Source organism: uncultured Azonexus sp. (genome assembly GCF_937982035.1).
In the GTDB taxonomy this organism is placed as follows: domain Bacteria; phylum Pseudomonadota; class Gammaproteobacteria; order Burkholderiales; family Rhodocyclaceae; genus Azonexus.
The window spans coordinates 18,716-33,156 of record NZ_CALJNI010000008.1 but is presented as its reverse complement, the minus strand read 5'-3'; the positions used below and the strand labels follow the sequence as shown (position 1 = coordinate 33,156).

Below are 14,441 nucleotides of genomic sequence, written 5' to 3'. Positions count from 1 at the left end.
GTCAGATCCGGTAGCAGTACAGCGGTCGCGGCGGCGTGCAGGCGACGTCGATAACGCATTCCGGCGCCACGCCGGGGATGGGGAAGCTGTTGCTGACCAGCAGGCTGCCCGGTTTCATCTCCGCCTTGGCCTTCTCCCAGAGTTGCGGCATCGGTGCCGGCGACAGGAAGGCATAGACCACGGCGTGCTCGTGTAGTGGCATCTGCCACATGTCGCCCCAGCGCCATGACAGATTGGGTCGGCCGACGCTGAGCAGTCGGCCGGCCAGCCAGGTGGCCGGTGCATTCTCGATGCCGGTGAATTGGCGGTCGGGCCAGCGGTCGGCCAGCGGGATGACGGTGCTGCCCAGGCCGGCGCCGAGGTCGAGGAAGCTCTCGGCCTCCTCCTTGCCGAGCAGTTCGTCGAGGGCAGCGACGGTTTCCGGATTGGACAGATAGAGCGGGACCTGGCCGCTCAGTGCGCCGCGATAGACGAGCAGCAGCAGGATGAATGCGAGCAGGAACCAGCCCGGGTCGATGGCCAGGTGGTAGGTCACCCAGACCAGAGGCATGAACAGCGCATGCATCACGCGCCACCACCAGGGCTGGCGGCTCAGGGTGGCGAAGACCAGGGCGACGGCGCCGATGGCCAGGCTGGTTTGCTGCCAGGGCATGGCTTCCGCCTGCCAGCCGTAATACGGCCAGGCGAGCGAGAGAACGACGATGACGGCGGCCCCTTGCAGGGCGAGTTGGCGGGTCGGGGTGGAAATCATGGCAGGATTCTAAGGGAAATCGCCCGGCCAGGTTTGCCGGGCGAGCACATGACTCCTGCCTATCGAGATGCCTGCAGCAAGCCCTCCCGGGTTTTGGCCGCTCGTGCGGCCGCCTGCTGGCGTACCGGGCCGAAGCCGCGTACCGATTCCGGCCAGGCGGCCAGTGCCAGACGTCCGGGGCCGGACGGCATGGTGGCGATACGTTTCAGGTCGGCTTCGTAATCCGCCAGCAATTGCCGATCCAGGCGGGCCTCCTCGCCGTTGCGCCAGGGGTCGAGCCAGCTGCCGCGCCAGCGGCGGGCACGGGCGAGCAGACGAAGCAGGGGCAGCAGCCAGGGACCGAAATGGATTTTCCGAGGTCGGCCGTCGCTGCCTTGACGGGAAAGTCCCGGGGGCGCCAGATGGAAGCCGAGCTTGAGCTTACCGTCGAAGCGGGCGGCAAATTGCGCCAGGAAACTTTGCGCGCTGAGCAGGCGGGCCACCTCCCAGGGGTCTTTCGGCGCCAGCAGGCGCGCGTACTGGACGGCGACGACCCGGCTCAGGGCGTCGTCGCCCAGCGCCTGGATGGGCGCCAGTCCGGCCCGGTAGCGGGCGGCCAGCGCTGCATCCTGGTAAGCGCTCAGGTGTTCGACGCGGCGGGCAATCAGTTCGTCCAGCGATTGCTGGTCGATGCCGGGGCGCGCCGGGCGCTCGCCGACCACGGCCGCGACGGCCTCGGGGTGAGCGGCGACGCGGCGGCCCCAGAGGAAGGCCTGGCGGTTGGCGTCGACGGCGGCACCGTTGAGGGCGATGGCCTGGTCGATGGCGCCGGCCGACACCGGGACCAGCCCCTGTTGCCAGGCGCAACCGAGCAGCAGCATGTTGGCGTAGAGCGCGTCGCCCATCAGCAGGCTGGCCAGGTGCTGCGCGTCGACGAAACTGACGCGGTCGGCGCCCAGCGTTTCCTCCAGTTGCCGTTGCAGGCCGGCCTGCGGGAAGCGCCAGTCGCGGTTGCGGGTGAATTCGGCGGTCGGCGTGGCGGTGCAGTTGACGATGGCGCGGGTGTGGCCTTCCAGCATTTTTGCGCAGGCTTCGGGGCTGGCGCTGACGACCAGGTCGCCGCCCAGGATGGCGTCGGCTTCCCCGGTTGCGATGCGGGCGGCGTGGATGTCCCCGGGGCGGTCGGCAATGCGCAGGTGCGAGAAGACGGCGCCGTATTTCTGCGCCAGTCCGGTCATGTCCAGTGTCGACACGCCCTTGCCGTCGAGGTGTGCGGCCATGCCGAGCAGGGCGCCGAGGGTGATCACGCCCATGCCGCCGACCCCGGTGATCAGCAGGTTGTACGGCTGTTCGGTCGACGGCAGGGTGGGCAGCGGCAGGCTCGCCCAGCCGTCATGCTGGGTCGCAGCGGCCTTTTTCGGTCGGCCGCCGGCGACGGTGACGAAACTCGGACAGAAGCCCTTGAGGCAGGACAGGTCCTGATTGCAGGCCGACTGGTCGATCTGGCGCTTGGTACCGAAATCGGTCTCGACCGGCACCACCGACAGGCAGTTGGATTGCACCGAACAGTCGCCGCAGCCTTCGCAGACATCCTCGTTGATCACGACGCGCCGGCTGGCGGCTGGCATCTTGCCGCGCTTGCGCCGGCGCCGGGCCTCGGTGGCGCAGACCTGGTCGTAGATGAGGACGGAGACGCCGGGAAACTCGCGCAGCTCGCGCTGGACGACGTCGAGTTCGTCACGGTGGCGGACCGGAACGTTCGGGGCGAGGTCGGTGATGCCGGCGTATTTCTCCGGCTCGGCGGCGACGATGACCATCTTGCCGACGCCCTCGGCCTCCAGTTGCCGGGTGATCCGGGCGACGCTCAAGACGCCGTCCACCGGCTGGCCGCCGGTCATGGCGACGGCGTCGTTGTAGAGGATCTTGTAGGTGATCGGCACTTTCGCCGCAATCGATTGCCGGATGGCCAGCAAGCCGGAGTGGAAGTAGGTGCCGTCGCCGAGGTTGGCGAAGATGTGCTTTTCCTCGGTGAATGGCGCCTGGCCGACCCAGGGCACGCCTTCGCCGCCCATGTGGGTGAAGGTCGAGGTCGACCGGTCCATCCAGGTCACCATGTAGTGGCAGCCGATGCCGGCGACGGCGCGCGAACCTTCCGGTACTTTGGTCGAGGTGTTGTGCGGGCAGCCCGAGCAGAAGTGCGGTTTGCGCTCGGCCAGCACGATCGGGGTCCTGGCGGCTTGCTGCTTGTTTTCGATCAGCTTCAGCCGGGCTTCGATGGTCGGCGAGGTGAAGAAGCGGCCGATGCGCCGGGCGATGACGCGAGCGATGCTGGCCACCGGCAATTCGCCGGCAGCCGGTAGCAGCCAGTCGCTGTGCGCCAGGTAGCCGCCGTCGCCTTCGACGGTCCATTCGCCTTTCTCGTCGAACTTGCCGACGATGCGCGGGCGCACGTCGTCGCGCCAGTTGTACAGCTCTTCCTTCAGCTGGTATTCGAGCAACTGGCGTTTTTCCTCGACGACCAGGATTTCTTCCAGCCCTTCGGCGAAGTGGCGCACGCCTTCCGGCTCCAGCGGCCAGACCATGCCGACCTTGTACAGGCGGATGCCGATCTGCGCGGCGAGCGTTTCGTCGATGCCGAGTTCGTCGAGTGCCTGGCGTACGTCGAGGTAGCTCTTGCCGGCGGTGAGGATGCCGAGCCGGGGCGCCGGCGAATCGATGATCACGCGGTCGAGCCGGTTCGCCCGGCAGTAGGCCAGCGCCGCGTAGAGCTTGTGGTTGAGCAGGCGGGCTTCCTGGACCAGCGGCGGGTCCGGCCAGCGGATGTTGAGGCCGTCGGGCGGCAGGCTGAAATCGTCCGGAATCCTGATGTCGACAGCGCTCGGGTCGATATTCACCGAGGCCGAGGTCTCGACCGTGTCGGCCAGCGCCTTGAACGCCACCCAGCAACCGGAGTAGCGGCTCATCGCCCAGCCGTGCAGGCCGAAGTCGAGGTATTCCTGCACGTTGGCCGGATAGAGCACCGGCATCATCACCGCCTTGAAGACGTGCTCGGTCTGATGCGGCAGCGTCGAGGATTTGGCCGCGTGATCGTCGCCGGCAATCACCAGCACGCCGCCGTGTCTGGCCGTGCCGGCAGCGTTGGCGTGGCGGAAGACGTCGCCGCAGCGGTCCACGCCCGGCCCCTTGCCGTACCACATGGCGAACACGCCGTCGTATTTGGCGCCGGGGAACAACCCGACCTGCTGGCTACCCCAGACGGCGGTGGCGGCGAGGTCTTCGTTGACGCCGGGCTGGAAGGTGACGTGGTGCTCGGCCAGGTGGGTCTTGGCCTTCCACAGACCGAGATCGAGGTTGCCGAGCGGGCTGCCGCGGTAGCCCGAGACGAAGCCGGCAGTGTTGAGTCCGGCGGCGAGGTCGCGTTCGCGCTGCAGCATCGGCAGGCGGATCAGTGCCTGGGTGCCGGTCAGGAAGACGCGGCCGCTGTGGCGGGTGTATTTGTCGTCCAGGGTCGCGGATAGCGACGCCGGCAAATCGGGCTTGCCCATGTTTGTCTCCATTTATGCGGCCTTGTGGGCCGGTTGCTGTATTCCCGAACACCGGGGGTGGTGGTTTTCGGAATCTGGAGCTTGGAGTATCGGGGCGGGAGGATGGTTCGTGCAAGCGCCGCGGCGGGCGAAATTTCGTCTTGACGTTGGAGTATGTGTATGCGCAGAATCGTTACCTGTTGTTTCCAACACCCTTCCCCCATTCAGGAGACCTACCGATGCAAGCCAAGCTTTCCGTAGTAGCCCTTTCCGTTGCAGCAGCCTTCGCTCTTTCCGCCTGTGGCCAGAAGGACGCGCCCGCCCCCGTCGCCGCGCCGGCCGCCCCGGAAGCCAAGCCTGAAATCGTCGTCAAGCTCGGCCACGTCGCGCCGATGACCGGCCCGCAGGCTCACCTGGGCAAGGACAACGAGAGCGGCGCCTTGCTCGCCGTCGAAGAACTGAATGCACAAGGCCTGGAAATCGGCGGCGCCAAGGTCAAGTTCCAGCTGGTCTCGGAAGACGACCAGGCCGATCCGAAGCAGGGCACCATCGTTGCCCAGAAGCTGATCGACGCCAAGGTCAATGGCGTGGTCGGCCATCTCAATTCGGGCACCACCATCCCGGCTTCCAAGCTCTACTTCGACGCCGGCCTGCCGCAGGTTTCGCCGTCGGCGACCAATCCGAAGTACACGCAACAGGGCTTCAAGACCGCCTTCCGCGTGATGGCCAACGACATCCAGCAAGGCAAGGTACTCGGCGAGTTCGCCGCCAAGCAGGGCGTCAAGACCGTCGCCATCATCGATGACCGTACCGCCTACGGCCAGGGCCTCGCCGACGAGTTCCGCAAGGCTGCCGAAGCTGCCGGCCTGAAGGTCGTCGCCAACGAATATACCAACGACAAGGCCACCGACTTCAAGGCCATCCTGACCAAGATCAAGTCGACCAAGGCCGAACTGGTCTTCTACGGCGGCATGGATGCCCAGGGCGGTCCGCTGGTCAAGCAGATGAAGGATCTCGGCATCAAGGCCAAGTTCCTCGGCGGCGACGGCGTGTGCACGCCGGAATTCATGAAACTGGGCGGTCCGGCTGCCGACGGCGAATACTGTTCGCTGCCGGGCGTGCCGCTGGAGCAACTGGCCAAGGGTCCGGAGTTCAAGAGCAAGTTCGAAGCCAAGTTCGGTTACCAGATCCAGCTGTACGCACCGAACGCCTACGATGCAGTGATGGTCATCGCCGATTCGATGAAGCGTGCGGGCTCCGTCGAGCCGGCAGCCTATCTGCCGGAAATTGCCAAGACCAAGCTTGAAGGGGTCAGCGGCAACATCGAATTCGACCAGTTCGGTGACCTGACCAGCGGCGCGATTACCGTCTACCAGTACCAGGGCGGCGCGCTGAACTACGTGGAGACCCTGGGCGGCGCCCCGGCCGCACCGGCAGCACCGGTCGAAGAGAAGAAGTAAGCAGCCAGACTGCACCAGGAAACGGCACCGCAAGGTGCCGTTTCCATATCCCGGCCTCAACGGATTCAAAATGGATATTTTCCTTCAACAGATCATCAACGGCCTGGTCCAGGGCAGCATCTACGCGCTGGTCGCGCTGGGCTACACCATGGTCTACGGCATCATGGGGCTGATCAATTTCGCCCACGGCGAAGTCGTCATGATCGGCGCGCTGATCAGCATCACCGTGACCAGTACCCTGGCCGCCGCCGGCATGCCGCTCGGACTCGCCGGCCTGTTCGGGCTGGTCGCCGCCATGCTGACCTGCATGGCGCTCGGCTGGAGCCTTGAGCGCATTGCCTACCGCCCGCTGCGCGGTTCGCCCCGGTTGACACCCCTGATCACGGCGATCGGCATGTCGATCGTCCTGCAGAACCTGGCGATGATCTTCTGGGGGCGCAATTACATGACCTTCCCGCCGCTGTTGCCCAAGGTCAATTTCGAATTTGCCGGCACCCATTTCACGCTGGTCCAGGTGGTCATCGTGCTGTTGTCGGCGGCGCTGATGGCCGGTCTGGTCTTCCTCGTCTATCGCACCAAGCTCGGCATGGCGATGCGCGCCACCGCCCAGAACCCGGCCGTGGCCAGCCTGATGGGGGTCAATATCAACCGCGTCATCGCCTCGGCCTTCGTCATCGGCTCGGCGCTGGCTGCCGTTGCCGGTGTCATGGTCGGCAGCTATTACGAAATCGCCCACTACCAGATGGGCTTCATGCTCGGCCTCAAGGCCTTTACCGCGGCCGTGCTCGGCGGTATCGGCAACCTTGCCGGGGCGATGGCCGGCGGCATCCTGCTCGGCATCATCGAGGCGCTGGGTGCCGGCTATATCGGCGACTTCACCGGCGGTTTCCTCGGCAGCCATTACCAGGACATCTTTGCCTTCATCGTGCTGATCGTCGTGCTGATGTTCAAGCCTTCCGGGCTGTTCGGTGAAAAGACGGGAGACCGCGCATGAAGAACTGGCTTTCCCCCAAATCGATGACCGGCATCGCGCTGATCGCCATTGCCTTGATCGTGCTCCCGCACGTGGTCGGCATGGGCGGGCAGGCGTGGGTGCGCATCCTCAACTTCGCCATCCTCTATGTCTTCCTGGCGCTCGGTCTGAACATTGTCGTCGGCTTTGCCGGTCTGCTCGACCTTGGCTACATCGCCTTCTATGCGGTCGGTGCCTATTGCTGGGCGCTGCTCGCCAGCCCGCATTTCGGCCTGCATTTCCCGGTCTGGGCGATCCTGCCGATCGGCGCCTTGATGGCCTGCGTTTTCGGCGTCCTGCTCGGCTCGCCGACGCTCAAGTTGCGCGGCGACTACCTGGCCATCGTGACGCTGGGCTTCGGCGAGATCATCCGCATCTTCCTCAACAACCTGAATTCGCCGGTCAACATCACCAACGGCCCGCAGGGCATCACCCTGATCGACCCGGTCAAGATCGGCGATTTCAGTTTTGCCGGGACTTCCCAGGTCTTCGGCATGACCATGACCGGACCGGAGAAGTATTACTACCTCCTGGTCGCGCTGGCATTGCTGGTCATCATCATCAACGTCCGCCTGCAGCACTCGCGCATCGGCCGTGCCTGGCAGGCGATCCGCGAAGACGAGATCGCCGCCAAGGCGGTCGGCATCAACACCCGCAACATCAAGCTGCTGGCCTTTGCCATGGGCGCCTCGTTCGGCGGTATCGCCGGCGGCATCTTCTCGGCCATGCAGGGCTTCGTGTCGCCGGAGAGCTTCTCGCTGATCGAGTCGATCATGGTCCTGGCGATGGTCGTGCTCGGCGGCATGGGGCATATTCCCGGGGTCATCCTCGGTGCCGTGCTGCTGACCTTCCTGCCGGAGGTGCTGCGTTACGCGGTGACGCCGGTGCAGATGGCCCTGTTCGGCAAGATCCTGGTCGACCCGGAAAGCCTGCGCATGCTGGTCTTCGGTCTGGCACTGGTGCTGGTGATGCGCTTCAAGCCGGCCGGCCTGTGGCCGTCGCCGGAGCGTAGCCGGGAATTGAGCGAAAAGCCGGTGGAGGCCGTCAAATGAGCGACATTCTCCTGCAGGCCAATGCGGTGGCCAAGCACTTCGGCGGGGTCAAGGCCCTGCGTGACGTCAGCCTGTCGATCCGGCGCGGCGAAGTCTATGGCCTGATCGGCCCGAACGGTGCCGGCAAGACGACCTTTTTCAACTGCATGACCGGTCTCTACATTCCGGACGGCGGCGGTTTCACCTTCGACGGCGTGACCTTGCAGGCCGACGCGCCGCATCGCGCGGCCGAACTCGGCATTGCGCGGACCTTCCAGAACATCCGCCTGTTCGGCAACATGACGGCGCTGGAAAACGTCATGGTCGGCCGCCACGTGCGGACCAAGGCCGGCGTCTTCGGCGCGATGTTCCTCAACCGGGCAACGCGCGACGAGGAAGCGGCGATCCGCCAGCGGGCGGTCGAGTTGCTCCACTACGTCGATATTGCCGATCGTGCCGACGACCTGGCCAAGAACCTTTCCTACGGCGATCAGCGCCGGCTGGAAATCGCCCGCGCACTGGCCACCGAGCCCAAGCTCCTGTGCCTCGACGAGCCGGCGGCCGGCATGAATGCCACCGAGACCGAGGAACTGCGCGTGCTGATCGAAGGCATCCGCAGGGACGGGACGACGGTGTTGTTGATCGAACACGATGTGAAACTGGTCATGGGCCTGTGCGACCGTGTCGCCGTGCTCGACTACGGCGCGCTGGTGATCGAGGATGTGCCCGCCGTGGTACAGAAGGACCAGCGTGTCATCGAAGCTTACTTGGGGGCGTGAATGCTTGAAGTAACGGGACTCCACGTCGCCTATGGCGGCATTCAGGCGGTGCGCAGCATCACCTTTCACGTGAACGAAGGCGAGACCGTGGCCCTGATCGGCGCCAACGGCGCCGGCAAGACGACGACGCTGAAGGCCATCTCGCGGATGGTCGAGGCCACCGGCGACGTCCATTTCTGCGGCGAGAAGATACTCCGGATATCTCCGCACGAGATCATCCGCAAGGGCATCGCGCTGGTGCCCGAAGGGCGCGGCGTCTTTCCGCGCTTGTCGGTGCTGGAAAACCTGCGCATGGGCGCTTTCGTCCGCGACGACAAGGCCGGCATCGCCGACGACATCGAGCGAATGTACGCCTACTTCCCGCGCCTGAAGGAACGCGCCGACCAGCTGGCCGGCACGCTTTCAGGCGGCGAGCAGCAGATGCTGGCGATCGGCCGGGCGCTGATGAGCCGGCCGAAGATGCTGCTGCTCGACGAACCGTCGATGGGTCTGGCGCCGATCATGGTGCAGAAGATCTTCGAGGTCGTCCGCAACGTCGCCGCGGCCGGCATGACCATCCTGCTGATCGAGCAGAATGCCAAGCTGGCGCTCGAATCGAGCCAGCGCGCCTATGTGCTGGAAAGCGGTGAAATCACCCTGAGCGGCGAGTCGGCCGAACTGCTGCACGATCCCAAGGTCAAGGCCGCTTACCTCGGCGAGTGAGCCTGCGCCGCCCGCCCGGCGGCGGCGCGCAATGTGCTGACAGTATTTCGTCGGCCTTCCGGCCGGGCTTCGAGGCAAGCAGGTGCTTGTTACCTTCGGGCAACAATGAATGTCGAATGGCAAGGGAAACGGGCTTGGGCGGTTGTTTGTAACAGTGTGACGCGACAAAATGCGTCCCGAGTTTCAAATTCCCCTTTCATCAGATGCAAGCACGCCGTCATCCGGCCTGATTTTCATGATGCACGCCCTTGCCTACGAGCGGATCACTGCGCTCTACGCGATCACTGCCGACCACCAGTCCGCCCTTGACGAAAAGCTCCGCGCGCTTCTCGACCTCGGTCGGCAGACATTCGAACTGGATTTCGCCTGTGTCGCACGCATCGCCGACGATACCTACGAGGCAGTCGCCACCTCGCCGGCGCCCGGGCTGCTGTCGTCGGGTGACTGCCTGCCGCTGTTGCGAACCTATTGCAGCCGCACCATTGACTCCCCCGAGCCGGTGGGCTTCGACCGTGCCACCGGATCCGACTGGGAGCAGCACCCGTGTTTTCAGGAGTTCCGTCTCGAGGCCTATCTCGGCGCCCGTATCCTGGTCGACGAAAAGCCCTGGGGAACGCTGAGTTTTTCGAGTCGGGCGCACGTCGCTCATCCCCATCCGCACGAGGATTTCCTGTTCATCAAGCTGATGGCGCAGTGGGTCGGCCATGAGCTCGAAAGGGAGATGCACGCCAGCAACGTCGATCGCCTCAAGGAGTCGCAGAAGACGCTGGAAATCCAGGCAGCCCTGGCCCGCGCCAACGAGATCAGCCAGAGCATCGTGCATGCCATCGGCGAAGGCGTGGTTGGCGTCGACGACGCGGTGCCGCACCGCATCCGCTTCCTCAATCCGGCCGCCCAGGAACTGCTTGGGGTGGATGAGGGCGAGGTCATCGGCCAGCCGCTGACCGACGTCATCCGCCGTTTTCCCGACGCACCCGGCCAGACTGCGTGTCTGCTCAGCCGGCTGGTGCATGGGCAGACCTTCGAGTGCATGATTTCCACGCCGGGCCGGGAGATGCCGTTTCCCGCGCAGTTCGTTTCCTCGCACACGCTCGACGACAGCGGCTTGATCGTGCTCACGGTGCAGGATGTCAGCAGCCGTTGGGAGGCGGCGGAGCAACTGCGGCTGGCCGAGCAGGTTTTCGAATACAGCCCGGAAGCCATTCTGGTGACCGATGGCGACGGCACCATCCTGCGCGTCAACCCCGCCTTCACGCTGATTACCGGTTACCAGCCGGAAGATGCAATCGGGCGCAATCCGCGCATTCTCCGTTCCGACCGCCATGACGAGGCCTTCTATCGCGAGATGTGGCGTAGTCTGGCCGACGAGGATCACTGGCACGGCGAGATCTGGGATCGGCGCAAGAATGGGCAGATTTATCCGAAATGGCTATGCATCAACGCGGTCCGGCTGGCGCAGGGAAACACCCGCTATGTCGCGCTCTTCGCCGATATTTCGGAGCGCAAGGCGCACGAGGAACGGATCGATTACCTGGCCCGTCACGATGCGCTGACCGGTCTGGCCAATCGCCGTCTGCTCGAAGACCGCTTCTCCAAGCTGGTGGCCGCCGCGCGCCGCAGCGACGAGGGCGTGGCCTTGCTGCTGATCGATCTGGATCGCTTCAAGCAGGTCAACGACAGCCTGGGGCATCAGGTCGGCGATCAGTTGCTGGTCGAGGTGGCGCGCCGTCTCAATGTCAGCATTCGCGCCGGAGACACCGTTGCCCGTCTTGGCGGCGACGAGTTCGTGGTCCTGCTTGCCGGCATCAAGACGCATCGCGATGTGGTTCCGGTCGCGGAAAAGATACGGGGGGCCGTGACGCAGCCGGTACAGACGCCATTGCATCTGCTGCATACCTCGCCCAGTATCGGCGTCAGCCTGTTTCCCGGGGATGGGGAAGATCTCGACAGCCTGCTGCAGGCTGCCGATATCGCCATGTACCAGGTCAAGGCCGCCGGCAGGAATGCCTGGATGTTCTTCGAGGCACAGATGAACGAGGAGGTGCGCATCCGGCACCGTCTGGAGAACGATCTGCGCCTGGCGCTCGAGCGCGGGGAATTCCTGCTGCATTACCAGCCGCAATTCGATGTCGGCGGTGACCGGGTGATTGCCTGGGAAGCCTTGTTGCGCTGGCAGCATCCGGTGCACGGCTGGATCGAGCCGACCGATTTCATTCCGGTCGCCGAGGATATCGGTCTGATCATTCCGCTCGGCGAATGGGTGCTGGCGGCAGCCTGCCGGGAGGCCGTCAAGTGGACAGGGCTGCGTCAGTGTCATGAACGTCTGGCGGTCAATGTATCCGCCCGTCAGCTCGAGCAAGGCGATCTGGCCGAGGTGGTCGCGAGGGTCCTGAAGGAAACCGGGCTGGCGCCGGAGCGCCTGGAACTGGAACTGACCGAGAGCGCACTGATGAGCAACACGCCCAAGGTGCAGCACACCCTGCGCGATCTGAAGGCGCTGGGCGTCCATCTGACGCTCGACGATTTCGGTACGGGATACTCCTCGCTGGCCTATCTGAGCACTTTCACGGTGGACCGGCTGAAGATCGACCGCTCGTTCATGCGCGATATCGAAAACAAACCGAATAATGCGGCCATCATTCTTGCCGTTGTCGCCCTGGCCAAGGCCCTCGGGCTCGAAGTCGTCGCCGAAGGGGTGGAAACCTTGCAGCAGCGCGCATTTCTGGCAGGCAACGGCTGCCTGAAAGCGCAGGGCTTCCTGTATGCCAGGCCAATGCCGGCGGGGTCGGTGGCGGGCTTCATGCCGGCCATGCAATAACCCTACTGACGAAATAGTTGGCCTTGCGACGCATTCTCATTTAGTGTGGAACTGGATGCGACGCGTTTCACTAAGCGCCGGGACACCCCAGTCAAGGGAGATGGACCGATGAAAAAGAAAAGCAATGGCCAGTATCTGGAAAACAGCCGGCGGGGCGAGATTCTCGTTGCCGCCGCCGCGCTGTTCCGGGCCAAGGGTTACGAGGCAAGCACCATTCGCGATATCACCACGGCGGTCGGCATCGCCTCGGGTTCGACCTTTTGCCATTTTCGCAGCAAGCGCGAGATTCTCGATGCCGTTGCCATCGAGGGCATGCGCCACGTGCTGGCCGGCGCCGAGACGGTCGCCGGTCGCCAACTGCCGCCGGAAACCTGCCTGAAGGTGCTGATCCGCCAGCACATCGGCTTTCTGCACGATCCGCCGTCACGGGATTTCGTGACGGTGCTGCTCTATGAAACGCGAGCATTGTCGGCCGGGGCCAAAAAGGAAGTGATGCGCCTGATGGCGCTTTACGAAGACGTCTGGAAGGCCTGCCTGCAGGGGCTGGTGCCTGTTTCGAACGGCCGGCTGCGCGGTGCGGTCAGCGATTCGCTGTTGCATCGCCTGCTCTTCGGTGCGCTGAACTGGAGCGTGCATTGGTATTCGCCCGACGATGACCTGCCACCTGAAGTGCTTGCGGAAGCGCTGGCCGAACTGGTGCTGCCGGCCATGCGCGGTAGCGCCGAATCTGACGTTATCGGCCGCTCAGCAACTTGACGCCGAAAGCGATCAGCGCGGCGCCGGCCAGTTTTTCCAGCGCCCGTGCGGCTGTCGTACCGCCTTGCAGGCGGGCGCCGAACCAGCGGGCGATGGCGATCGCCGTGACGCAGTAGAGCAAGGTCAACACGGCGATGCTGGCCGCCATGAAAGCGAAGGTGGGCAGGCCGAGATGGCGCGCCGGATCGACGAAGAGCGGAAAGAAGGCCATGTAGAAAACGATGGCCTTGGGATTCAGCAGCGTGATCAGCAGCGCCTGGCGCAGGTAGTGGCGCGGCTTGATGTCGAGGATCGGTGCCGCACCCGGTTTGGCCAGCAGCATCCGCCCGCCGAGCCAGGCCAGGTAGGCGGCACCGCCCCACTGGATGGCGGTGAAGATCGCCGGGTGCGCGGCCAGCGCCGCAGCGACGCCGGCGACGGCCAGCCACATCAGCACCTGATCGCCGAGGATGACGCCGAGGGTCGCCGCCAGTCCGCCGCGCACGCCGCCCTTGGCGGTCGAGGTCAGCAGTGCCAGGTTGCCCGGGCCGGGAATGGCCAGAAAAATCAGCACGGCAACCACGAAGGCGCCATAGTCGGCGACGCCGAACATGCTCAGGTCGCCGAGAAGGTGAAGGCGTCGGAGAAGAACTCTTCCTCAGGCAGGCCGCATTCGCCGACGAAATCCTTGCGGGCGACGTCGATCATCACCGGCGAGCCGCAGGCATAGACCTGGAAGCCCGACAGGTCGGGGAAGTCGGCGACCACGGCGCGATGGACGAAGCCGGTGCGGCCCTGCCAGTCGTCACCGGCAGCCGGTTCCGAGAGCACCGGCACATAGTGGATGTTGGCGTGGGCGTTGGCCCAGGTCGCGGGCAGGGCTTCCTGGTAGAGGTCGACACGTGCCTTGGCGCCCCAGTAGATGTACAGCGGATGCGGGTAGCCGTCGGCGATGGCCTGCTCGACGATGGCCTTGATCGGCGCGAAGCCGGTGCCGCCGGCCAGCAGGATGACCGGCTTGGCAGCTTCGTTGTGCAGGTAGAAGCCGCCGTGCGGGCCGTTGAAACGCAGGATGTCGCGTTCCTTCATGGTGGTGAACACCTGCTCGGTGAAGAAACCGCCGGGCACATGGCGGATGTGCAGTTCGAGCAGCTTGCCTTCGCCGGGCGCATTGGCCAGCGAGAAGCTGCGCTTGCGGCCGTCCTTGAGCAGGATGTCGATGTACTGGCCGGCGAGGAACTGCAGGCTTTCGTTGGCCGGCAGGCGCAGGAACATCTCGATCACGTCCGGTGCCAGCTTGTTCATTTTCTCGATCCGTGCCGGCAGCGTCTTGACCGGGATGTCGTGCGCCGTGCGCAACTGCCTGCATTCGATGACCAGGTCGGAGGTCGCCCGGGTGCAGCAGTAAAGCGCCTGGCCGGCGGCCTTGTCTTCGTCGGAAAGCTGGGATTTGCCATGATCGACGCTGCCTTCGATGACCTGGCCTTTACAGGCGCCGCAGGCCCCGTCCTTGCACCCGTAGGGCATGGTCAGCCCTTGCCGCAATGCGGCGTCGAGCAGGGATTCATCGGCTTCGGCCTCGAACTGGCGGCCGCTCGGCTGGACTGTGACTTGGTAGCGCATCGGTTCCCCTTGGTCGTCGGCTACAAT

Annotated in this window: 11 protein-coding genes; 7 read left to right on the top strand and 4 right to left on the bottom strand. The window is 64.9% G+C overall.

Translation table 11 applies throughout. The features are described from left to right. Position 1: 1 nt before the first annotated feature. Both Q0799_RS06170 and Q0799_RS06165 read right to left on the bottom strand, forming a co-directional pair. On the bottom strand, positions 2-751 hold the full coding sequence (locus Q0799_RS06170; RefSeq protein WP_028994155.1) for a trans-aconitate 2-methyltransferase: 750 nt from the start codon (positions 749-751) through the stop codon (positions 2-4). Positions 752-810: 59 nt separating this feature from the next. Beyond that, complete coding sequence (locus tag Q0799_RS06165) at positions 811-4,275, bottom strand: indolepyruvate ferredoxin oxidoreductase family protein (protein WP_298395768.1); 3,465 nt, start codon at positions 4,273-4,275, stop codon at positions 811-813. A 218-nt stretch (positions 4,276-4,493) separates the two neighbouring features. On the opposite strand from Q0799_RS06165, the gene Q0799_RS06160 reads away from it, so the two are divergent. From Q0799_RS06160 to Q0799_RS06130, 7 genes are all read left to right on the top strand, one after another. Continuing rightward, entirely contained in the window at positions 4,494-5,714 is a 1,221-nt protein-coding gene (locus tag Q0799_RS06160) for a branched-chain amino acid ABC transporter substrate-binding protein (protein ID WP_298395766.1), read from the top strand. A 70-nt stretch (positions 5,715-5,784) separates the two neighbouring features. Beyond that, a complete protein-coding gene (locus Q0799_RS06155; protein WP_298395764.1) occupies positions 5,785-6,708 on the top strand; it encodes a branched-chain amino acid ABC transporter permease in 924 nt (307 codons plus the stop codon). Continuing rightward, complete coding sequence (locus Q0799_RS06150; RefSeq protein WP_298395762.1) at positions 6,705-7,778, top strand: ABC transporter ATP-binding protein; 1,074 nt, start codon at positions 6,705-6,707, stop codon at positions 7,776-7,778. The genes Q0799_RS06155 and Q0799_RS06150 overlap by 4 nt, the downstream gene beginning before the upstream one ends. After that, complete coding sequence (locus tag Q0799_RS06145) at positions 7,775-8,536, top strand: ABC transporter ATP-binding protein (RefSeq protein ID WP_298395761.1); 762 nt, start codon at positions 7,775-7,777, stop codon at positions 8,534-8,536. The genes Q0799_RS06150 and Q0799_RS06145 overlap by 4 nt, the downstream gene beginning before the upstream one ends. Beyond that, positions 8,537-9,238, top strand: coding sequence for an ABC transporter ATP-binding protein (locus Q0799_RS06140; protein WP_298395760.1), 702 nt, complete (start codon positions 8,537-8,539; stop codon positions 9,236-9,238). Positions 9,239-9,473: 235 nt separating this feature from the next. Next, positions 9,474-12,056, top strand: a complete 2,583-nt coding sequence (locus Q0799_RS06135; RefSeq protein WP_298395758.1) for an EAL domain-containing protein — start codon at positions 9,474-9,476, stop codon at positions 12,054-12,056. A 108-nt stretch (positions 12,057-12,164) separates the two neighbouring features. Continuing rightward, a complete protein-coding gene (locus Q0799_RS06130; protein WP_298395757.1) occupies positions 12,165-12,812 on the top strand; it encodes a TetR/AcrR family transcriptional regulator in 648 nt (215 codons plus the stop codon). On the opposite strand, the gene Q0799_RS06125 is transcribed toward Q0799_RS06130, so the two are convergent. Then, positions 12,790-13,404 (bottom strand): LysE family transporter, encoded by a 615-nt coding sequence (locus Q0799_RS06125; RefSeq protein ID WP_298395756.1) that lies wholly within the window; start codon positions 13,402-13,404, stop codon positions 12,790-12,792. The genes Q0799_RS06130 and Q0799_RS06125 overlap by 23 nt on opposite strands. Before the next feature lie 2 nt (positions 13,405-13,406). Continuing rightward, a complete protein-coding gene (locus Q0799_RS06120) occupies positions 13,407-14,414 on the bottom strand; it encodes a CDP-6-deoxy-delta-3,4-glucoseen reductase (protein ID WP_298395755.1) in 1,008 nt (335 codons plus the stop codon). Positions 14,415-14,441 lie beyond the last annotated feature (27 nt).

Bases quoted from the DNA above. Each gene is read 5' to 3' on its own strand.
- Q0799_RS06155 (WP_298395764.1), top strand. From the start codon at position 5,785: ATGGATATTTTCCTTCAACAGATCATCAACGGCCTGGTCCAGGGCAGC.
- Q0799_RS06160 (WP_298395766.1), top strand. From the start codon at position 4,494: ATGCAAGCCAAGCTTTCCGTAGTAGCCCTTTCCGTTGCAGCAGCCTTC.
- Q0799_RS06135 (WP_298395758.1), top strand. From the start codon at position 9,474: ATGATGCACGCCCTTGCCTACGAGCGGATCACTGCGCTCTACGCGATC.
- Q0799_RS06125 (WP_298395756.1), bottom strand. From the start codon at position 13,404: ATGTTCGGCGTCGCCGACTATGGCGCCTTCGTGGTTGCCGTGCTGATT.
- Q0799_RS06120 (WP_298395755.1), bottom strand. From the start codon at position 14,414: ATGCGCTACCAAGTCACAGTCCAGCCGAGCGGCCGCCAGTTCGAGGCC.
- Q0799_RS06165 (WP_298395768.1), bottom strand. From the start codon at position 4,275: ATGGGCAAGCCCGATTTGCCGGCGTCGCTATCCGCGACCCTGGACGAC.
- Q0799_RS06140 (WP_298395760.1), top strand. From the start codon at position 8,537: ATGCTTGAAGTAACGGGACTCCACGTCGCCTATGGCGGCATTCAGGCG.
- Q0799_RS06170 (WP_028994155.1), bottom strand. From the start codon at position 751: ATGATTTCCACCCCGACCCGCCAACTCGCCCTGCAAGGGGCCGCCGTC.
- Q0799_RS06145 (WP_298395761.1), top strand. From the start codon at position 7,775: ATGAGCGACATTCTCCTGCAGGCCAATGCGGTGGCCAAGCACTTCGGC.
- Q0799_RS06150 (WP_298395762.1), top strand. From the start codon at position 6,705: ATGAAGAACTGGCTTTCCCCCAAATCGATGACCGGCATCGCGCTGATC.
- Q0799_RS06130 (WP_298395757.1), top strand. From the start codon at position 12,165: ATGAAAAAGAAAAGCAATGGCCAGTATCTGGAAAACAGCCGGCGGGGC.